19 protein-coding genes and 1 other annotated feature are annotated in these 21,931 nt (G+C 36.6%); of the genes, 3 read left to right on the top strand and 16 right to left on the bottom strand.

Annotated elements, in window-relative coordinates:
- Positions 1 to 285 precede the first annotated feature (285 nt).
- From pepF to spxA, 5 genes are all read right to left on the bottom strand, one after another.
- Positions 286 to 2,103 (bottom strand): oligoendopeptidase F, encoded by a 1,818-nt coding sequence (gene pepF / locus ACIFOT_RS12570; RefSeq protein ID WP_430064927.1) that lies wholly within the window; start codon positions 2,101 to 2,103, stop codon positions 286 to 288.
- Between the two features lie 137 nt (positions 2,104 to 2,240).
- Positions 2,241 to 3,437, bottom strand: coding sequence for a competence protein CoiA (locus tag ACIFOT_RS12575; RefSeq protein ID WP_430064928.1), 1,197 nt, complete (start codon positions 3,435 to 3,437; stop codon positions 2,241 to 2,243).
- A gap of 99 nt (positions 3,438 to 3,536) precedes the next feature.
- Positions 3,537 to 5,048, bottom strand: a complete 1,512-nt coding sequence (gene cls, locus ACIFOT_RS12580) for a cardiolipin synthase (RefSeq protein ID WP_430065121.1) — start codon at positions 5,046 to 5,048, stop codon at positions 3,537 to 3,539.
- Positions 5,049 to 5,122: 74 nt separating this feature from the next.
- Complete coding sequence (gene mecA / locus ACIFOT_RS12585) at positions 5,123 to 5,794, bottom strand: adaptor protein MecA (protein ID WP_430065123.1); 672 nt, start codon at positions 5,792 to 5,794, stop codon at positions 5,123 to 5,125.
- A gap of 315 nt (positions 5,795 to 6,109) precedes the next feature.
- Entirely contained in the window at positions 6,110 to 6,505 is a 396-nt protein-coding gene (spxA, locus tag ACIFOT_RS12590) for a transcriptional regulator SpxA (protein ID WP_430064930.1), read from the bottom strand.
- A 557-nt stretch (positions 6,506 to 7,062) separates the two neighbouring features.
- Between spxA and ACIFOT_RS12595 the strand changes: the two genes are divergently transcribed.
- Complete coding sequence (locus ACIFOT_RS12595; RefSeq protein WP_335715479.1) at positions 7,063 to 7,251, top strand: hypothetical protein; 189 nt, start codon at positions 7,063 to 7,065, stop codon at positions 7,249 to 7,251.
- Positions 7,252 to 7,295: 44 nt separating this feature from the next.
- Here ACIFOT_RS12595 and ACIFOT_RS12600 read toward each other — a convergent pair whose 3' ends face one another.
- The 5 genes from ACIFOT_RS12600 to ACIFOT_RS12620 all read right to left on the bottom strand — a co-directional run bounded on the left by ACIFOT_RS12600 (position 7,296) and on the right by ACIFOT_RS12620 (position 13,106).
- Positions 7,296 to 8,237: an ABC transporter ATP-binding protein gene (locus ACIFOT_RS12600; RefSeq protein ID WP_430064932.1), complete on the bottom strand. Its 942-nt coding sequence runs from the start codon at positions 8,235 to 8,237 to the stop codon at positions 7,296 to 7,298.
- On the bottom strand, positions 8,238 to 9,323 hold the full coding sequence (locus ACIFOT_RS12605) for an ABC transporter ATP-binding protein (RefSeq protein ID WP_430064934.1): 1,086 nt from the start codon (positions 9,321 to 9,323) through the stop codon (positions 8,238 to 8,240).
- A gap of 17 nt (positions 9,324 to 9,340) precedes the next feature.
- Positions 9,341 to 10,369, bottom strand: coding sequence for an oligopeptide ABC transporter permease (opp3C, locus tag ACIFOT_RS12610; protein WP_430064936.1), 1,029 nt, complete (start codon positions 10,367 to 10,369; stop codon positions 9,341 to 9,343).
- The gene (gene opp3b, locus ACIFOT_RS12615; protein ID WP_430064938.1) at positions 10,366 to 11,298 is read right to left on the bottom strand and encodes an oligopeptide ABC transporter permease; all 933 of its coding nucleotides are present in this window, start codon (positions 11,296 to 11,298) and stop codon (positions 10,366 to 10,368) included. The genes opp3C and opp3b overlap by 4 nt, the downstream gene beginning before the upstream one ends.
- A 113-nt stretch (positions 11,299 to 11,411) precedes the next feature.
- On the bottom strand, positions 11,412 to 13,106 hold the full coding sequence (locus ACIFOT_RS12620; protein ID WP_430064940.1) for a peptide ABC transporter substrate-binding protein: 1,695 nt from the start codon (positions 13,104 to 13,106) through the stop codon (positions 11,412 to 11,414).
- Between the two features lie 221 nt (positions 13,107 to 13,327).
- Between ACIFOT_RS12620 and ACIFOT_RS12625 the strand changes: the two genes are divergently transcribed.
- Positions 13,328 to 13,693: a DUF3899 domain-containing protein gene (locus ACIFOT_RS12625; protein ID WP_430064942.1), complete on the top strand. Its 366-nt coding sequence runs from the start codon at positions 13,328 to 13,330 to the stop codon at positions 13,691 to 13,693.
- A gap of 46 nt (positions 13,694 to 13,739) precedes the next feature.
- Positions 13,740 to 13,992: a binding site (T-box leader), on the top strand.
- A gap of 50 nt (positions 13,993 to 14,042) precedes the next feature.
- On the top strand, positions 14,043 to 15,032 hold the full coding sequence (trpS, locus tag ACIFOT_RS12630; RefSeq protein ID WP_430064944.1) for a tryptophan--tRNA ligase: 990 nt from the start codon (positions 14,043 to 14,045) through the stop codon (positions 15,030 to 15,032).
- 57 nt (positions 15,033 to 15,089) lie between these two features.
- Here the strand turns inward: trpS and ACIFOT_RS12635 are convergent, their stop codons facing one another.
- The 6 genes from ACIFOT_RS12635 to ACIFOT_RS12660 all read right to left on the bottom strand — a co-directional run bounded on the left by ACIFOT_RS12635 (position 15,090) and on the right by ACIFOT_RS12660 (position 21,834).
- A complete protein-coding gene (locus ACIFOT_RS12635) occupies positions 15,090 to 15,836 on the bottom strand; it encodes a YjbA family protein (protein WP_430064946.1) in 747 nt (248 codons plus the stop codon).
- Positions 15,837 to 16,005: 169 nt separating this feature from the next.
- Entirely contained in the window at positions 16,006 to 16,917 is a 912-nt protein-coding gene (opp4C, locus tag ACIFOT_RS12640; protein ID WP_430065125.1) for an oligopeptide ABC transporter permease, read from the bottom strand.
- An 11-nt stretch (positions 16,918 to 16,928) separates the two neighbouring features.
- A complete protein-coding gene (opp4B, locus tag ACIFOT_RS12645; protein WP_430064947.1) occupies positions 16,929 to 17,894 on the bottom strand; it encodes an oligopeptide ABC transporter permease in 966 nt (321 codons plus the stop codon).
- A gap of 155 nt (positions 17,895 to 18,049) precedes the next feature.
- A complete protein-coding gene (opp4A, locus tag ACIFOT_RS12650; protein ID WP_430064949.1) occupies positions 18,050 to 19,765 on the bottom strand; it encodes an oligopeptide ABC transporter substrate-binding protein in 1,716 nt (571 codons plus the stop codon).
- A gap of 36 nt (positions 19,766 to 19,801) precedes the next feature.
- Complete coding sequence (locus ACIFOT_RS12655; RefSeq protein ID WP_430064951.1) at positions 19,802 to 20,812, bottom strand: ABC transporter ATP-binding protein; 1,011 nt, start codon at positions 20,810 to 20,812, stop codon at positions 19,802 to 19,804.
- Positions 20,812 to 21,834 (bottom strand): ABC transporter ATP-binding protein, encoded by a 1,023-nt coding sequence (locus ACIFOT_RS12660; protein WP_430064953.1) that lies wholly within the window; start codon positions 21,832 to 21,834, stop codon positions 20,812 to 20,814. Before ACIFOT_RS12660 ends, ACIFOT_RS12655 begins: the two co-directional genes overlap by 1 nt.
- Positions 21,835 to 21,931 lie beyond the last annotated feature (97 nt).

The following is a 21,931-nucleotide window of genomic DNA, read 5'->3' on the forward strand; positions in this document are numbered from 1 at the left end:
TAGGCGCTGGAGCTGGACAATTCTCAAAGTCGAAATTTATTCTTTTAAATACTTTAAAAAGGTGGAATTACATTGAGCAAATTTCCATTTATCGTAATGATTCTTTTTATTTCAGCTTCCTTTTTTCTCCATTTGCTTGCTTTGCTTAAAATTTTTCCAATAATGCTTAGTACCCCAATTTTATTTGTATCCATTCTTATTTTTATTTATTACCTTAATAACCGAAAACGATTTAAAGGTTTTTAAAATGGGATGGCGACAAATGTCACCATCCCTTTATTTTCCTTATGATAATAGCTGCTCTAATTCGTTTAATTTTTCTTCGAATACTTTACATGCATTTTTTATTGGATCGGCGCTTGCCATATCGACTCCTGCTTTCTTTAACACTTCAATCGGATAATCTGAGCTTCCTGCGCTGAGGAAATCAATATAGCGTTTGACCGCAGGCTCTCCCTCTTCTAAAATTTGCTTGCTTAATGCAGTAGCCGCACTGAAACCAGTTGCGTATTGATAAACATAGTAATTGTAATAGAAATGTGGAATTCTAGCCCATTCTAATCCGATTTCCTTATCTATCACGATATCCTCTTCGCCAAAATATTTTTTGTTTAATGCATAGTAGCTTTCCGTTAAGGATTCGGCCGTTAACGCCTCATTATTTTGTGCTTTTTGATGGATTAAGTGTTCGAATTCAGCAAACATCGTTTGACGGAATACTGTTCCTCTAAAGCCTTCCAAATAGTGATTTAAAAGGTAAATCCGCTTTTGTTCATCATCTATCGTTTTTAATAAGTAATCATTTAATAGTGCTTCGTTACAGGTTGATGCGACTTCAGCCACGAAAATGGAATAGTTTCCATACGGATATGGCTGTGATTTTCTAGTGTAATAACTATGCACGGAATGGCCAAACTCATGGGCAAGTGTAAACAAATTGTTCACATTATCCTGCCAGTTCATCAAAATATAAGGATGAGTTCCATATGCTCCGGAAGAATACGCGCCACTGCGCTTACCTTTATTTTCATGGACATCGACCCAGCGGTTTTCGAAGCCTTCTTGTAATATCTTGGAATATTCCTCACCTAATGGTGCTAATCCCTTTATGATTAAATCTTTTGCTTCTTCGTATTTAACTTCCATTTTCACATCTTTAACAAGCGGCGTATACAAATCATACATATGGAGCTCATCTATGCCCAGCACTTTTTTACGAAGCTTTATATATCGATGTAATAAATGAAGATTATCATTTACGGTATTAACAAGGTTATCATATACACTTTCAGGTATATTATTAGCAGCAAGGGCTGCGTGTCTTGCCGATTCATATTTCCTTATTCTTGCGTTGAAATTATCCTTCTTCACGTTGCCGCTTAGTGTACTAGAAAAGGTATTTTTAAAATTACCATATGTTTTGTACACTGCCTTAAAGGCATCACGTCTTACACGCTGATCCTTGCTTTCCAAAAAGCGAATATAGCGTCCATGTGTGATTTCTACCTCTTCCCCATTTTCATCTTTAATAGATGGGAACTCCAAATCAGCATTATTCAGCATTCCAAACGTATTACTTGAAGCATCCATTACTTCACTTGCTTCAGCAAGCAAAGCTTCCTGCTCGGCAGACAGTACATGTGGTCTTTGCAAATTAATTTCAGCAATTGCATGCTCATAAAGCTTTAATTCCGTCTTTTCATTTAAAAAGCTAGTCACTTTGTTTTCATCAATTGCTAGAATTTCTGGAACAATAAAGGCAAGCTGACTAGCTGCTTGAGAATACAGAGCTTTCATTCTATCGTCTAATCCTTGATAAAAAGAATTTGTTGTATCCTGGTCATATCTCATATGGGAATATGTATATAGCTTTCCAATTCGTTCAAGCAGCTTATCCTGATATTGAAGAGCATTATAAAAGGTTTCGGAACTTTCACCCAATTTTCCCTCAAATTCTTTAATACCCGCAATTTTACTTTTTACATCCTGAAACTCTTTTTCCCATTCCTGGTCATTGGCAAAAATATCTTCTAATTTCCATGTATCTTCAACGGGAATCTCATTTCTTACTGGTAGAGATTTTACAGCTGCCTCATTTGCCATCGTCCATCCTCCATTCTATTGTTTTACAAATAACCATACACATACATAATATTCTCCTAATCCTTCCAATTTCCTCTTTTAAGGTTTGAAAAGAAACGATTTACCTCTCTATATTATGCCCATAGCCATTATTTCATTTATTGTTTTGCTAACATATTAAGATATTTTTGATTAAAGTGGAGCTTTGCTTCTTCCTTTTCGCGATTTGAGGTTGGGATCAATATTTTCCGTTCTAGTTTAAAAATATTTTCTCCTTGTTCGGTTAAAACACCAATTTTTTCCAACTGTTTCAAATAGGAAATCTCGGCCGTAATCGGATTTAGAGAGTCCAACTGAGGCAAGTTTCGCAGCATAATTTCCTTTCGATGGATTCTTTTTTTAAAATGGAAATTTAATTCCTTTAATGTAAAAGAATCCTGCGGCTGTTTGTCAGCGAGCAAATCCATAAATAAATATGTTTGCCATATGATGGGAGGTGTTTGAATGAGAATTGAATGTGGCACTTGGAGGCCTATTTCTGGAGGTAATAAAAACATATTTAAATTTCGTTGATATATTTCATGGAGGAAAGAGTTTTGTTTTGGATTGGGATGAAGCATCCAATTTAATATGAATGATTCCTTTTCTGTATTCCAGATATTCATATTTATACTGTCTGATAACCTAGGCCCTAATAATTCTTCCAGAATAAAATTATCGAGTTGATATATTGAATGTTGAACCAAAGCATTTTTTATTGAAATGGGTTGAATGGATTCTAGGAGATGGAAGTGCCTATTTTCGGGGCAATACGATGGAATAAAGTAATTTTCTGTTGGAGCCTTCCGTAAAAATAAATAATCAAAGTTTGACAATGCCACGATATTTCTTCTTTTTTTATGGATATGGCTGCTTGCGATAATCCACAACGGGATATATTCATTAGTTAAATAGTTTGTCGTCCTCTTGATAAAATCCTTTTCTGGCAATGGAGAACATTGATATTCCAACGCATATTTCTCCCCCTGATATTGGAACATAATGTCTGGCCGCTGCCCAATTTCCTTATCATAAAACTCCAAAACCGCAGGAATGTTTTGTCGTAAAAGCCATTGAAAGAGCTGCCGTTTTCCTTCCAAATGGTTTATTGTTTCATTCTCAAAAAACTCCCGGCAGCTTCCCCCACTTTTATGAGCAAAGTGATAAATTCGTTGGTTTCCTAATTTTAGGAAAACACCTTCCCCGCAGATTGGGCAAATAAATTCTTCTTTGTTACGAAGGGAAATAAGGGATTCCTTCCTGTAATGATAACCGAGACAGACTTGTTTACCTGATTTCGTATTTGCAGTTAACATGGATTTTCTTCTCCTTTCACCATGAAGATTCGGCAAAATTTGCTAAAAATCCTTTTTTTCCAAAAAAATAAAACTCGCCATTCGACGAGTTTTTTATCCTTATAAGAGCGGCGAAAGCAAACGGGCAGTCGATTCTAGCAATCTAAAACCAATATGCCGCTGTTGAAAGGTTTGTAATTCAAGCTGCTTAGATTGCTTTAGATCATTTAAATATTCATCCACAAGCTTTTGGGTGCTATTTGTCCTAAATAAGAAAGCATTGACTTCGAAATTTAAATGAAAGCTTCTCATATCCATATTAGATGTGCCAATTGATGCCAGTTCGTCATCCACAATCACGATTTTACTATGCATAAAGCCACTTTCATACTCGTATACCTTTACACCAGCTTCTAAAAGTTCAGGAAAATAGGATCTAGAAGCGTGAAACACAATTCGTTTATCAGGCCGATTGGGCACGAGTAGCCTAACATCAATTCCACTAAGCGCTGCTACTTTTATGGCTGAAAAGATATCCTCATCTGGAATAAAATAAGGTGAAGCAATCCAAACAGATTTTTTGGCAGAAGCAATCATAGAAAAAAAGATATTTTTTATAACACTCCACTCATTATCAGGTCCGCCTGCAATCAGCTGAACACCACCGTGACTTTTAAAATCAATTTGTGGCGATAAGTATTCAGCGGTTAAAAAACTATGATTGGTCATGTAATACCAATCCTGAAGAAAGATTAATTGCAGGGTTCGAACGGCTTCTCCTTTCAGCATTAAGTGTGTATCACGCCAAAAGCCTATATCTTTGTCTCTTCCTAAATACTCATCCCCGATATTCAATCCGCCAACAAATCCGATAGTCCCATCAATAACAATGATTTTTCTATGATTACGGAAATTAAATTTATTATTTAAAAAGGGGAGTTTAACAGGTCCAAAGGTTACTGTTTCGATACCGGCATTTTTTAAATCTTTTATATATGCCTTAGAAAGCTGCCAGGAACCAACTGCATCAAATAGAAATCGAACTTTTACCCCCTGCTGCGCTTTTTCAATTAAGATATCTTTAATTTCCTGACCAATCCGATCGTGGCGAACAATATAGTATTCTAAATGAATATGATGCTTAGCCTTTTTTAATTGTTCCATTATATGAAGAAAGGTTTCTTCACCATTTGTTAATATTTTTGTAGAAGTATCAAAGGAAATAGGGCTATTACCTAATTTTTGAGCTAAAGTGAATAATTTCCCCTGATGTTCTCCCAAAAGATTTAGTTTTTCTTCACTTCTTGGATCATTTTCCCCTTCAACCGTTAAAAAAGCTTGTTTATCAAGAAAATACTTTTTTCGAAACATCTTCTCTTTGCGATAATTACGTCCAAATAGAAGATAAAAAATAAACCCGACAAGCGGAAAGCTTCCTAAAACGACGAGCCATGTAATGGTTTGGGTTGGATGACGGTTTTCTAAAAAGATGACAAATCCAATAAAAATGACTGACAGCGATATTAAAACGCTCAAGAGTCCTAGAATCCCACTTTCCAATCGATCCTTAAAGAAAAACAAGAGTATGGATAAAACTAAAAGAAAGCAAACAACCCTTACTGTGTTTTTCAGTGTCCTCACCTGCCAGAAGCTACAAATTTCATTCATACTAAAATACCGATTTCAATACTGAAATCGGTACATGTCTAGCTAAAATGTTTCCTAAGTGTTCCAAAAACATTTTCAGAAATTATTTCTTTGCCGTATTCTTGAATCCGATGTATCGTAAGTTGTGTTTCATAACCATACTCAAGCAATAGACTTAATAGGTCATCGATTTCATCTTCTTCAAATAAATCTTCCGGAAATTCAGTATATAAATAGTATTTCCCTTCAAAATGATATAGCTGGGTTACTAAGTTGTCTAAACCTGAGCGTTTTGATAACATTATTACATCTTCAAAGTCTTTAAAGGCAAGGATGAACTCCAATGTTTCTTCTTCGAGTAATAACTCATCTTCGTCACTTTGATTTGGACTGAAGTGTTGATCTAAGATATCTTCAATTTTATCGTCTACTTGCAAATCCTTTAATTTATCAGTAGGAATAGGGAGCTCAAACTTTTGGCCATCTTTTGAAAGCTGGGCTTTTGTTACAAGAACCTCTAATCCCTTATCAAGAGCTTGAACTTGAATCCAAAGCGGGCCTTCGACGACAAATTCCTCTTCATCATGAACTTCATCCATCATTTCCCAAAAGAGTTCTTCGCTTCGTTCGCGATTGTACCAGATTTCTTCGCGATCAAATCCTCTTTCTTCTATGTCACCATAGGAAATATAAAATTTGACTGTATTTTCGTTAATACGTTCAATCTCCAACATAATCTCTCCCTTCCTTTGTCGATATTGAAGGGACTAAATACCCCCAGCAGATAATGCCATATAGCATTTACTCAAATAAAAAGGTTTATTCAAATTTATTTTCTACAAAATGTAAATACTCTTGTGCTTTCATTTTATGACATAAATACTAATAAGGGAAATAAAAAAATCCAAAATCAAAAAATCCATTAAAAGCCTAATTAATTAAGGAATTTTCATAAGAGGATATTCCTTAAATTATAACAAAAATCAACCAAAATAACAAATATTAGAGATACAAAAAAGACCTCCAGTCAATGAAGGTCTAAATATTTAATTAACCATCCGCTGAGCTTCTCGCAATTGATAAGTCCTTACTCTTCTAGGCAAGAAACGTCTAATTTCATCCTCATTGTAACCAACCTGTAAACGTTTTTCGTCTATGATAATGGGCCGTCTTAGAAGACCGGGATTTTCTTTAATTAATTGAAATAAATCTTGAAGTGGCATGTTATCTAGGTTTACGTCTAATTTTTGGAAAGTCTTTGACCTTGTGGATATGATTTCATCTGTTCCATCCTCAGTCATCCGAAGAATTTCCTTTATTTCTTCCATTGATAATGGTTCCGAAAAGATATTTCTCTCTTTGTATGGAATCTCATGCTCTTCTAGCCATGATTTAGCTTTACGACATGATGTACAACTTGGTGAAGTGTATAATGTTACCATTTGTTCTTCACACTCCTCTTTAATTTACGATTCATATTTATTAAAACGAAATTAGATAAATTAAAAGTATAAAATGAAAAAACAGGGATAAATAATTAAAATTATTATAAATAAGGAATTTATATCATTTATTATACACCACTGTTTCTAAAAAGGATATCCCTTTTTCAAAAAATGTTAAGCGCCTAAAAATTAAGAAAAATCCAGTTTCTATCTTATTAGACGAATATTTAGACTAAAGGTTTCAAAAATATTTACTTATTTACGTTAGAAATTTTTTTACAGAATCATTTTTCCAACAATAAGGTTCCTATTTAATCTCCTCTTATATGAGGGCTTAATAGAAATTTTAGAAAAAAATTCCTCCCCCCTTATGATTCACAATAAAAAGCGAAGAGCTTATTCTCAATTATAAAACCGAAATGAAAACGCATACATTTTAACGATGATCTTTGAGAAGTGTGTGTTTATTTTCCTCTTCCCTAAAGTAGCAACTTCTTTTAAAATAGAAATGGAGGGATTTTAGTTTTGTATTGCAAAAATTGGAGGGTATTTCTATGGGTGCTTACATAACTGATTTAACGATTGTTGCTTTATTAATTATTGGGATTACAGCCCTTATGGGTGTCATAACAAACAGTTTTGGAGAAAAGGTCTTTGGAGGAAAACGCCGCACTGAATTTACCGATCAGGGTGCTAAATACCAAACTGGATGGAAAAATGTCGGTGGTAATAGAAAAGCGTAAGTGTGAGAAAGGAAAAAACGATCTCAAAGTCGAGATCGTTTTTTTTAATGTTTACTCTGTGCTTGATATTGTTTAAATTCTCTTTCAGAACAAAGAACGAAGTGCCCAGGGGTAACTTCTCTAAATTCGACCGGTTCATTATCCTGGTAATTATGACTTGCAGGATCATAAGATTTACGTCTGCGAGTCCTTTCGCTTATCGGATCCGGAGCTGGAATTGCTGATAATAATGATTGAGTATACGGATGAAGCGGGTTTTTATATAATTCGTCCGCAGGTGCAAGCTCGACCATTTTCCCAAAATACATAACGCCAATACGATCACTAATATATTTTACCATTGAAAGGTCATGTGCAATGAAAAGGTATGTTAATTCTTTTTCTTTTTGTAGCTTTTTCATTAAATTAACAACTTGAGCTTGAATAGAAACGTCCAAGGCGGAGATTGGTTCATCCGCAATGATAAACTCAGGTTGAACGGCAAGGGCACGAGCAATCCCAATACGCTGACGCTGACCACCAGAAAATTCATGAGGGTAACGGTTAGCATGTTCCTTATTTAAACCAACTGTTTCTAACAAATCATAAACTTGCTTCATCCGGTCCTCTCTAGATTTTGCCAACCCATGAATATCAATTCCCTCGGCAATTACATCGGCAATTTTTAATCTAGGGTTTAAAGAAGCATATGGATCTTGGAAAATCATTTGCATTTTCCGGTTAAACTCTTTTAATTGTTTTTTAGATTTCTTACCATGAACGTTAACCCCGTCATATATTACTTCACCGCCAGTGGCATCATATAAACGGATAATCGTACGCCCCGTTGTGGATTTACCACAGCCAGACTCTCCCACTAGACCCACAACTTCACCTTTAAAAATTTCAAAAGATACATTATCTACTGCTTTTACCTCATTAACCTTGCCCTCATTGAAATATTGTTTTAAATTCTTAATTTCTAATAATTTTTTTCTTTCAGCCATTTATTTTCCCTCCTTTATTCCAGGGAATGGACTTCCTGCCCCCGCACCTACTCCAGCTTTTACTGGATATTGACTTTGACGTCTCTTAACAGCATCAGGCGGTTCAACCTTCGGTGCATCCGGATGTAATAGCCATGTTGCAGCATAATGAGTGTCAGACACCTTGAAGAATGGCGGCTCCTGCTCTAAGTCAATTTTCATTACATAAGGATTACGTGGTGCAAACGCATCTCCCTTTGGAGGATCTAATAAATCAGGTGGTGTCCCTGGAATAGAGAACAGTTCCTCGTCATCCGTATCCATGTCAGGCATTGAACTGATTAATCCCCAAGTATATGGATGCTGTGGATTATAAAAAATCTCATCAGCTGTTCCAATTTCAACGATTTTTCCACCATACATAACAGCTACCCGATCTGCTACATTGGCAACCACGCCAAGGTCATGCGTGATAAAAATAATCGATGTATCAATTTTTTTCTGCAAATCCTTCATTAATTCAAGAATTTGTGCTTGAATCGTTACGTCCAATGCTGTTGTCGGTTCATCGGCAATAAGAACTTTCGGATTACATGCCAAAGCGATGGCAATAACAACCCTTTGTCTCATCCCACCAGAGAATTGGTGCGGATATTGATTAACACGAAGCTCAGGCTTTGGAATCCCAACAAGTTTTAATAACTCAACTGCTCTTTCCTTTGCAGCATGCTTACTCATGTTTTGATGCTTAATTAACGGTTCCATAATTTGATTGCCGATTTTCATTGTCGGATTCAAAGAGGTCATTGGATCCTGGAAAATCATCGAAATATCTTTCCCGCGGATTTTTTGCATGTCTTTATCATTAAGTTTAGTGAGATCTTTTCCGTCGAAAAGAATCTCACCACTTTTAATCTCCGAATTGTTTTCAGGAAGTAAACGCATAATTGATTTAGTTGTAACAGATTTTCCAGAACCTGATTCTCCAACGATTGCTAATGTTTCACCTTTTTGTAGATCAAAATTTACTCCACGAATCGCTTTAACTTCACCGGAAAAGGTATGGAACGAGATATTTAAATCTTTTACTTGTAAAATTTTTTCCATTTCAATTCACCTGCCTTCTAATCACGCATTTTTGGATCTAGCGCATCCCGTAATCCATCAGCCACTAAGTTGAAGCATACCATGATCAATGCAATCATGATGGAAGGAATAATCATTTGATAAGGAAAAGCAATCATCGATTTAAATCCATCATTAACTAATGTTCCTAGTGATGCATTCGGCTCTTGAAGTCCTAATCCGATAAAGCTCAAAAATGCTTCAAAGAAAATGGCATTCGGGATAGAAAACATCGTATTTATAATAATGACGCCAAACATGTTCGGAATCATATGTTTAAAAATAATCGAGCTATCTGATGCCCCTAATGTTTTTGCAGCCAAAACAAATTCCTGGCCTTTAAATTTCAACACTTGAGCTCGAACTACACGTGCCATACTAGTCCAGCCTGTAATCGTTAAGGCAATAATAATCGGAATAATCCCTGGCTTTAATACAAGAATCATTAAAACTACTATAATCAGGTTTGGTATGCCCACGATAATTTCGATAATCCGCTGCATAAAACTATCAGTTCGCCCACCTAAATAGCCGGATACTGCTCCATACGTTACCCCGATAACCATATCAATTAAAGCTGCCATAAAAGCAATAAATAAGGAAACTTGTGTCCCTTTCCATACACGCGCAAATAGATCACGGCCTAAATTATCAGTACCAAACCAATAATAGGCATCAACCTTCCGCACTTCATATGCGTTGTATACTGACCCGTCCCTGCGTTGTAATGTACCATCAAACGGAAGCCAATGCACATTTTCTAAAGATTGAATTCTTGGTGGCAGGTTATTATGTTTAGTATTTTGCGTATCGTATGCATAAGGAGTAATCATCGGACCAACAAATGCCATGATGATTAAGATAGCAAGGATTACTAAGCTAACAACCGCACCCCTATTTTTCCGGACCCTTAGCCATGAATCCTGCCAAAAGTTTAAGCTTGGCTTGGAAATTTTTTCACTCTTTGATGGGTCAATATGGGCAGGTGCAAACAAATCTTTTGAAATGATACTTTCTTTGTTGATCATTTTGTTTTCCCCCCCGATATACGAATACGTGGGTCGATGATTCCATAAAGAATATCAACAACTAAGATTATTACGACGAATAATACAGCAAATAAAATGTTCGTTCCCATGATTACTGGGTAGTCATTCACGGAAATTGATTTTACGAATTGCTCCCCTAATCCAGGAACTCCAAAAATCCGCTCAATTACCAGTGATCCAGTCATTAAACTCACCGCTAAAGGCCCCAAAACGGTAACAACTGGAATTAAAGCATTCCTTAGTGCATGCTTCAAACTAATTTGCCAACGGCTTGCTCCCTTAGCTCTCGCCAAGGTAATGTAATCAGACCCTAATACCTCAATCATTTCAGTACGCATAAAACGTGCCGCAATCGATATTGGGAACATTGCTAAAGCGATTGTCGGAAGGATTGTATATTCTGGACCCCGCCATAGCATAACCGGAAGCCAGCCCAATTTAACTGCAATGTAATACTGTAGCATTCCTGCAAAAATGAAGGAAGGTACAGATTTACCTACAACCGCAATAAAAGTACTACCATAATCCATCCAAGTATTTTGCTTTAAAGCAGCTATTACTCCTAGGAATATCCCTAATATCGCACCAACAATCATCGCCTGCAAACCTAATTGAGCGGAAGGTCCAATACGGTTTGCGAGAAGTTCTGTTACAGGGGTATTATCAAACTGAAAGGAGATTCCGAGATCACCCATTACCAAGTTCTTCATATAATTATAATATTGAACAGGCACAGGATCGTTCAAGCCATATTTATTCAGCAAAATGTTACGCTGAAATTCTGTTAGCTTTTCGAAATTATTAAAAGGGCTACCAGGAATTAGCTTCATGAGGAAAAAAGTAAGTGATGTTACAACAAAAAGCGTAATAATCATATAGCCAATCCGTTGTAGTAAATATTTTGCCATGCCTACACCTCCTAATTTAATAAATATTCGACATTTTCCGACAATTCGCATACAGGTAAAAAGAGAGTATATTTCGTCAATATACTCTCTTCCTATTTGATTAGGTATAGTTACTATTTTGTGATTTTAATCCACTGGTAACTATAGTCTGGACCAAATGCATGGTGAGCAAAGCCTTTAACTTTTGGATTCATCAGAATGTTAACTGAACGTTGGTAAAGTGGTGCAATTGCTGCATCATCTTCTAGCAAGATTTTTTCTGCATCTTGTAGAGCTTTCCAACGATCTTGCGGCTTAGCAACAAGGTCTTCGTTAGCAGCTTTGATTAACTTATCAAATTCTGGATTTCCATATTCCATATGGTTTTGTCCGCCGCCAGTAACCCATAGATCCATATAAGTCATTGGGTCTGCATAGTCAGGTCCCCAACCACCCATTAATAGACCGTAATCTTCTTTGTCTTCACGAGCGATACGGATTTTGAAAGGTACGCTTTCAATAGTAAGTTTTAAACCCGGTAGGTTTTTCTCTAACTGATCTTTAATGAACGCATCCGTAGTTTTTGCTGTTTCAGTGTCTTGACCAACATATACTAATGATACTTCTTTCAATCCAGTTTCAGCTAAACCTTTTTCCCAAAGCTTTTTAGCTTCTTCTTTGTTTGTCTTTAGGTAAGTTCCCGCAGTATCACGGAAATCTTTGTTATCTAAGAATGAAAATCCTTTTGGAACTAGGAAGTCTGCAGCGATAGAACCATTAGCTAAAACATCTTCAACTAATGCCTTCTTGTCAACAGATAGTGCAATTGCTTTACGGATGTTAACATTTTTCAATGCTGGAATCTTTTCATTCATTTTTAACCACCAGATTGATGGCTCTTGGTAACGTAGTAAATCTTTAGATCCTTCAAATTGTGAAAGGATTGCAGCTTGTGCAAGCTTTGGTGTAATATCAGCTTCACCAGCAGTGAATGCGTTAGCAGATGCTTGTGGGTCTTTTGATACGTTAAAGTTGATTTTTGTTAATGTAACGTCTTTTGCACTCCAGTAAGTATCGTTCTTTTCCAATACCCATTCAGTTCCAGTAGGGCCATCCCACTTAGTCATTTTGAATGGTCCGTTGTAAAGCAGGTGAGCAGCATCCTTAGCATAGTCAGCGCCTTGTGCTTCAACATACTTTTGGTTTTGTGGATAGAACAATGGGAATGTTAGGTAAGATTCGATATATGGAAGTGCTCTTACTAACGTGATTTCTAAAGTATTGTCATCTAAAGCTTTGATACCTAAATCTTCAAGCTTTGCTTTTCCAGCAACGATTTCAGAGGCATTTTTGATTTTGCCTTCCATGAAATATGCACCGTATGGAGCAGCAACTTTCGGATCAATTGCACGTTGCCATGCGAATACAAAGTCTTTAGCAGTAACAGGGTCACCATTTGACCACTTAACATCTTTTTTCAATTTAATTGTGATAACAGTTTTATCATCGTTATATGTTGGTGCTCCATCAGCAACACCAGGAATAACCTTTTGATCTGGGTCTAAACGATATAAACCTTCGTTTGTTGCATTTAATGTTGTGAAGCTTAATGTGTCTTGAGACATAACGCTATCCATTGAAGGAATTTCAGCAGATTCCAGAACATTAAGTTCTTGCTTGTCAGCTAATTGTTCTGTTGCAGCACCTTTGTCCTTGTCAGTCTCTTTTCCTGTTTCCTTGCCAGTGTCTTTACCACCAGAGCAAGCTGCTAGGAACATGCTTAAAACTAGTGATAGTACTAATAGTAGTGAAAGTTTTGATTTCTTCACTAGTAGACCTCCCTTTTCTATTATTCTGAAAAATTACTACATTCTCTATTATACATATTTTCAACTAATTGTACATTACTTTTTGAAAATTAATTTACAGATTAGAAACAATCTTTACGCAATGATTACATAGCCCTGTGATATTATTTATACTTATATTGATTTTTGTGTATAATATACCTATGTTTTCCTTAATAAATCAATGTTTTGGAGGTTAAATTGTGAATTCACGGCTTCGAAAAAGATTAATAACGGTAGCGTTTACACAACTTTCCATTTTTACTTTATCATTTATCTTTTATCATGAAATTTCATTATTAAGTTATATCAATATATCTTTTTATATTACAGCATCATTTCTTTTAACTTCTTTACTGCTTTACACCATTCATAGTGGTTTTTATGACGTCATCTCGAGATCATTTAGTCATGCCTTTACAAGGGGGCAAAATAAAAGAAAGTTTGATGAAATTCAGGGATTATCAGAACTTGTTACAATCGATCAAAAACCGCCGCTTTTCTACGGGCTCGTTAATGGTCTCTTGATGGTACTTGCCCTCTTCGCCTATTATTTTTTGCTGACTTGAAAATAAATATGCATTTCATTTATAATGTGATTAATAAAATTACGGCTGTAAAGCGATGATAAAGAGTAGTAGGTATTTTCTTTCGATGCAGAGAGTTTGTGGCTGGTGGAAACAAACACGAAAAAGTACTGAATGGACTTTGGAGCTTCTTTCTGAACTCTACCATAATTGGACTCGATAGTAGGAGGAGACGTTTTCTTTGCGTTAAAAGGAATCCTAATCAATTTAAAAGTTGATTTTGGAACTGAGTGACTCTTTTGAGTAATTTAGGGTGGTACCGCGAACCATTCGTCCCTATAGTTTTTTGGGGATGAATGGTTTTTTATTTATATTTTTAGGAGGAAATAAAATGAAGACAATTTTTTCAGGCATTCAGCCAAGTGGAACGATTACACTTGGAAATTATATTGGGGCTTTGAAGCAATTCGTGGAATTGCAAAATGATTACAATTGCTTTTTTTGCATTGTTGACCAGCATGCTATCACTGTTCCCCAGGATCCGGTAACACTTCGTAAAAATATCCGAAGCTTAGCAGCATTATATCTGGCTGTAGGGATTGATCCTGACAAAGCCACTTTGTTTATTCAATCTGAAGTTCCGGCACATGCACAGGCAGGTTGGTTAATGCAATGTGTTGCCTATATCGGAGAATTAGAAAGAATGACTCAATTTAAAGATAAATCTGCAGGGAAAGAAGCTGTTTCCGCCAGTTTGTTAACCTACCCGCCACTTATGGCTGCTGATATTTTATTGTATAACACAGACCTTGTTCCTGTTGGGGAAGATCAAAAACAGCATTTGGAATTAACAAGGGATTTAGCAGAAAGATTTAATAAAAAGTATAATGACATTCTTACTATTCCCGAAATCAGTATTCCAAAGGTTGGAGCTCGAATCATGTCACTTCAAGAACCAATGAAAAAAATGAGTAAATCTGATCCAAATCAAAAAGCATCCATTACACTTTTAGATGATCCGAAACAAATGGAGAAAAAAATTAAAAGTGCGGTTACCGATTCAGAAGGAATCGTAAAATTCGATAGAGAAGCTAAACCTGGCATTTCTAATCTTTTATCCATATACTCAATCCTGGGAGGAAAATCTATTCCAGAGCTTGAAGCAATGTACCATGGCAAAGGATATGGGGATTTTAAAGGCGAATTAGCTGAAGTAGTCGTTAACTTCTTTAAGCCGATTCAAGAAAAATACTACAATTTATTGGAATCAAGTGAACTTGATGAAATTCTAGACCGCGGTGCTGAAAAAGCAAACCGAGTCGCAACAAAAACATTAAAGAAAATGGAACGTGCGATGGGGTTAGGAAGAAAAAGAAAATAAGAAAAGTAAAAGCCTGATCCGCAAAAGGTATGTATTTACACCTTTTGGGTCAGGCTTTTAGTTTACTTTTGGACCATGCTCCATTTCCCATAGTTTTTCAAAAAATGGCTGTCCTTTAATTAAGTTTTCACAGAATGTCTCGTGCTTTTTTGACCATCCGTATTTTGCTTCGTCAAATAACTGTTCCCAAGCTTCTTCAAAATTTAACTCTTGAATAGTGGAATACTGTTCAGGGCACCACTCTGTAAACCAATAGCGAATTTCCGCTTCATTATTAGAAGAGAGCAGCTGATCAAGTGCCATAAACAACAGCTGTTTAAGTTGTCGTTCTTTCCGAGTTAACCCTGTCATCAGTTCTGGTTCAGGAGAGAGAATATGAAAATCCTTTGTTTTTGGCTGTTGATAAAAATGATATTTTTGGGCATCATGTGTCCCTATCATTTCATAAACAAGCTGCTCCTGTCTTGGGATAAGTCTGCTTTTCCTGATTGGGATATTATAGCCAATTGTATCAACTGCCAATATCCCCGTCCCATCGGTAATAACAAAGCAATAATCCAACTGGACTCTTTCGTGATTTTTCCTTAAGTATGCTTTTTGATAAATATCATCTAGAAGTTGTTGAGGTAACTCTGACAAGTCATTTTCGATATAGTTAAATAGAATCGGCTCGACCTTTAACAGCGGAACCTGGTCTAGCAGTTCCACTCCGTCATCTTTACGCCATTCATGAAAGTGACAAACATTATAACCGTTTTCTTCACCTTCAAACCAATTTACCCAAACATCATGAAGATATAACATTATACAACCCCTCACTTCAAGAAACTGTTTGTCAATCAGTATGGGCAGACCTAAGTTAAATTATTCCTTTAGAGGAAATTGAACATGTCCTAAATTTTACTAAAGATATATGAAACGGCAAATATGTTTAGTACAAAATAAAAAATCTACCATAACTGGATGGTAGATTTTATCTTCTTGATTTTGGATTAAAGGCATCTTTTAAACCCTCTCCGATAAAGTTAATCGAAAGAATGGTTAAAGTGATAATCAATGCAGGTGGTACCCAAATCCAGAGCTTATATTGAAGTACATCAGGTTCATTTGCTGAATTCAGCATATTTCCCCAGCTTGGCACCTCTTGCGGCACCCCAAATCCTAAGTAACTTAATGCCGATTCAACTACAATCATTGTTGCAAACGTAATCGTTGCTTGCACAATAATGGTTGATAGTACGTTTGGCAGAAGATGTTTAACGATGATTTTTGCTGGTGAACAGCCAATAGATATTGCCGCGATAATATACTCATTTTCCTTTTCAGCAAGAATTTTACTGCGGACAACCCGGGCAATTCCCCCCCAGTAAAGAAGGCTGATTACTCCAATTAATACCCAAAGTCCAGATACTTTACCAAAAAGAATGGCATTTAAAACGATAACAAAAACGAGAAAAGGAAAATTTAAAATTAAATCGGTAAATCTCATTAACAAACTATCTGCTCTTCCCCCAAAATAACCGGCAATAGAACCAATTAAGGTACCAATAAATATGACAAAAAATGTACAACTAATTCCAACTAGCAGGGAGATCCGTCCGCCGTAAAGTAACCTTGTAAAAACATCCCGTCCGGCTTTATCCGTTCCTAACCAATGCTTGCTAGAAGGTTCTAATCCCATTTCACCAATATTTATTTTCGTAATGTCAGCGGTTGTAATATACGGGGCAAGACAGGAAATAATCGCAACAAGTGCTAAAAAAATGAGGCTGGTCATCGCTAATTTGTTCTTGATAAATTTTTTCCTGGCAATTGCTAATGGAGATAAACTTTTTTTCTGGGGGGCATGGGTAACATTTGTTTCGTTTTGTGTAACTATTTCCATCATTTCTCCCCCTAATCTAATCTGATTCTCGGATCTACAACACCATATAAAATATCAGCGATTAAATTGCCGAATAGTGTTAAGAAGGAGAACATCATTGTCAACGTCAATAAAACAGGATAATCCCTCACCCCGACGGATTGTAAAAATAATTGTCCAAGGCCAGGATATGTAAAAATAGTTTCAGTGATAATGGCACCGCTAATAATAGCAACTATATCGAATCCTAAATAGGTTATAAGCGGAATTATGGAATTTCTAAGTATGTGTACATTATAAATTTTACTTTCAGGTGTACCTTTCGCTCTTGCCGTACGGACATAGTCCTTTCGGCTATTTTCAATAATATCGTTTCGTAAAAATTGTGTATAACTTGCAATATTTAAAAATCCTAGGACAAAAGCAGGTAATAATACATGGTGCAAGCGGCTTAACCACCAATCAAATGTACCTTCAGTAACACCGATATCAACAGATCCATTTGATGGAAACCAACCTAGCTTAAATGAAAAGAAATAAATAGCAAATACCCCTGCAATAAATGATGGTATGGACAAACCTAGATAGTTTATCCCGCCAATTAGATTATCCCCAATCGTATATGGTTTTCTTCCGGCATATGAACCCATCATAAAAGCAAGTAAATAGGTAATTAAGATAGATGTGAATCCTAGTAGTATCGTATTAGGCAATCGTTCTCCAATAACATCAGCTACTTCAATTTTAAAACGGGTTGATTTTCCAAAATCTCCTTCGATAAAATTACTAACCCAACGAAAATATTGCTGTGGCATAGGGTCGTTATAGCCTAGCTTTTCACGCATTTCCGCAATATACTGTGGATTTGTATTTCTTGGATCGATTTCTCCACTTAGTGAATCCCCCGGCATTAACTTTGCCAAGGAAAAAACAATGATGGAGGTAAGGAGCAGCATTGGAATCATACCCAATATTCTGCGAAATGCATATTTTAACATGTGCATTCTCCTTGTCTTTAAGCTTTGATGAACCTTAGCAGTTATATACCCTATCTTGTTCGAATGGGAGAAGTTGACCTCCTCCCATTCGAATATTAAGATAGATTTTTAAAAATTAAGCACTTAAAAGAGACTATATTTCTTGGTCACTCTAATTATTGTTTAATCCACCATTCATTTGGACGGTTCATACCTGATACGTCGAATTTCACACCATTAACGCGCTTGCTTACTGCCATTGTTTCTTCAAGTTCAGCAATTGGCAATACAGGCAGATCTTTCATAAACAGCTTTTGCCATTGTACATATAGATCTTTACGCTTATTTGAATCTGTTCCTACAACATTGATATCTAGTGCTTGGTCAAGCAATTTATCACTTTCCGCATTTACCCAGCGTGGATAGTTCCAAAGTGCTTTAGAACCCCATAGTGGAGTTGGATCTGGATCGGAACCTGTTGACCAGCCGCCAAAGAATACTTCCATTGATTTGTCTGCTTTTTCAAGCATATCGTAATATAAATTTACATCCGTCATTGTAAGTTTTGTTTTCAAGCCAACTGCTTCCCAATATTGAGCTAATGCTTTTGCACGTGATTCGAATGTTGGGTTTTGTGTTGCATAGTGGCTGAAGTTAACAACAAACTTTTTACCTTGCGGATCTTCACGGAATCCATCTCCGTCAACATCTTTATAGCCTGCTTCATCTAATAATTCTTTTGCTTTCTTAGGATCGTACTTGTATTGCTCTAATTCTTTATTATCTGCTGCAATCCAGTGGTTCGTTGGAATTGGGCGGTTAACTGGCTTTCCAACGCCAAAGAAGAACGCTTTTACCCATTCATCACGGTTAATCGCATAGTACATTGCCTCACGAAGCTTCTTATCTTGATACTTTGGCTCGTTCATGACGTTTTTCTCGCCATCCCATGTTCCTAATCTGAAACCAACATAATAATAACTTACGCCCGGATATGTGATTGCATTTACATTATCAAGTGCCTTAACTTGATCTATGATACTTGGATGGAACGCAGTCATGTCAAGAGTTCCGTTTTTAAGTTCGCCCACTGAAAGTGATGGGTCAATTACCTTAATAACAACCTTTTCGATATGAGGCTTTCCACCGAAATAATCGTCAAAACGTTCCATTTCAATTGATTCGCCAGGTACAACTTTTGTTACTTTAAATGGACCTAATCCCACCGGTTTTGTACGAACCTGTTCAGATCCCATCATATCTTTTACAGCCATACCTTTAAATTCAGTACGATTCATTGGATATGTCCAAAGGTTATCCAAGTTATTAACACGTGCTTTATCAAAAGTAATTTGAATATGGTAATCATCAATTACTTTAATACCTGAAATTTCTTTTGCTTTTCCATCGTGGTAATCTTGGGCACCCAAAATATTTCTTACGTTATCAAAACGTGGTCCCTCATAATCCTTGTCAGCAATTACTTTTAAAGCGAATTCCCAGTCTTTTACTGATAATTCGTCTCCGTTATGCCATTTAACGCCTTTTTTGATTTCAAAATCAAAGACTTTATTGTCAGTTGTTTTCCATGAGGCAATATGCGGCTGTGCCTTTAATTGCGCATCATAATCAATAAGGTTCTCATCAAAGAAATCAATTACATACGCATCGGTTTGATTTCCGTAAAAAGCATAGTTGAATTTACCTTCAGGAGCAGAATCCAAGGCATAAACGAGTGTACCGCCATCCTGTGGTTTTTCTGCTGTTTCTCCCGTCTTACCGTCGTTTTCATTTTTCTTCGTTCCTGCCTTTTCACCCCCGCTGCAAGCCGCTAAAAATGCTGATATGACAAGCATTAGGGCAGCAAGCAAAAGCATACTTCTCTTCTTCATTTGTTTCCCCCCTATAAGATTTTTTATTTTTTTGGTCTAGTAAAGGTGGCAAGCTACTCGATGAGAGGGCTTCACCTCCTTTAACACAGGTTTTTGTTTAGAGCATTCTTCCATTGCCATTGGACACCGAGGATGGAATGGACATCCGGAAGGAGGATTGATAGGACTTGGGACATCACCTTTTAAAATAATCCGCTCCTTCTTTTCTCTAGGGTCCGGAGATGGAATTGCTGAAATTAAAGCCTGAGTATATGGGTGCAGCGGCTCAGCGTAAAGACTATTTTTATCTGCAATCTCCACCATGTTACCTAGATACATAACCCCAATTCGGTCGCTCATATGCTTAACAACACTTAAATCATGCGCAATAAAGAGGAAAGTTAACTCAAATTCTTCCTGTAAGTCTTTTAATAGATTTAATACCTGCGATTGTACCGAAACATCTAGAGCAGAAACAGGTTCATCGGCAATAATCAACTTTGGCCTTAAGGCAAGTGCACGGGCAATACCGATTCTCTGCCGCTGTCCTCCGGAGAATTCATGAGCATATTTAAAATAGGCTTCTGGCGGTAGTCCAACCTTTTCTAATAAATCCATAACTTCATTTTTTAATTCAGCCTTGTTTTTCTTGGAAAAGTTATAAATGGGCTCTGCTATAATGTCCCCAACCATCTGCATTGGATTTAGAGATGCATACGGATCCTGGAACACCATCTGCATGTCCTGCCTAATTTCGCGAAGGGACTTACCAGAAGTTCGAGTGATATTTTTTCCTTCAAACAGAATATTGCCTTCCGTTGGTTTTAAAAGGCGCAGTATTGTCCGCCCCGCTGTTGATTTGCCGCACCCGGATTCTCCAACTAATCCAAGCGTTTCCCCTCTTTTAATTTCAAAGGATATATTATCAACCGCTTTCACATGGCCAATGGTCCGTTTAAAAAATCCCCCTTTTACTGGGTAATAGGTTTTTAAATTTTGAATTTCTAATAGATTTTGAGATTGAGAGGATTGATTTTCATTATTATTATGTATGGTAACTGTACTCATTACCTCACTCCTTCTCTTGGTTTACTAGTTTCAAAAAGGAGACAGGCCACTTCATGACCTTGATCAGCTTCTGCAAGCTCTGGGGTTATGGTAAGGCATTCAGGCATTGCCTTTGGACATCGATTAGCGAAACGACATCCGGACTTGGGCATATTTGTTAGGGAAGGAACGATACCTTGTATGGAACTAAGCCGCTCTTCCTCTTGTTCCATTTTAGGAATGGCCCCTAAAAGGAGTGTAGTATATGGATGTTTCGGATTATAGAACAAAGTGTCTACATCTGTTCTTTCAACAATTTTTCCGGCATACATAACGATGACTTCATCACACATTTCAGCTACGACACCTAAATCATGTGTAATAAGAATTACAGACATATCATTAACTGCTTGAATATCTTTTAAAAGTTCTAGAATTTGAGCCTGTACAGTCACATCCAATGCCGTCGTTGGTTCGTCAGCGATTAATAATTTAGGCTGACATGCGATGGCTATGGCAATCATGACTCGCTGTCTCATCCCGCCAGATAGTTGATGGGGATATTCATCCACAATTTTTTCGGGCCTGGAGATCCCTACACTTTTTAATAGGGCGATAGCTTTTAATCGCGCTTCCTGTTTTGAAATCTTTGTATGATTAAATAATACTTCTTGAAGTTGATATCCAATTGTAAACACTGGATTAAGGGAAGTCATGGGTTCTTGAAAGATCATGGAAATTTCTTTTCCACGGATTTTATTAATTTGGGATTCTGTCATTTTTTCAAGATTTAACCCGTCAAAAAGGATTTCTCCGGATTTTACCTTGCCGCTTCCTTTTGGAAGAAGCTGCATAATTGAGAGACTCATAACAGATTTGCCACAGCCAGACTCACCCACGACCCCGACTATTTGACCAGGCTTTACTTTAAAGGAAACATTATCAACGGCATTATAATTGATTCCGTCAATGTCAAATGCAGTTTCTAAATTTTTCACTTCGAGCAATGGTGCCTCTTTGAGTAGTGATTTTTTTGTGCTCATAGTACACCTTCTTACTTTTTTTAATTATTCTGTTAATTAATGGGTTCAACTAGAATTCTATTACAAAATTGTTACAATTGCAAGACTCTTTTATAAA

The organism is Neobacillus sp. NRS-1170 (assembly GCF_050468025.1).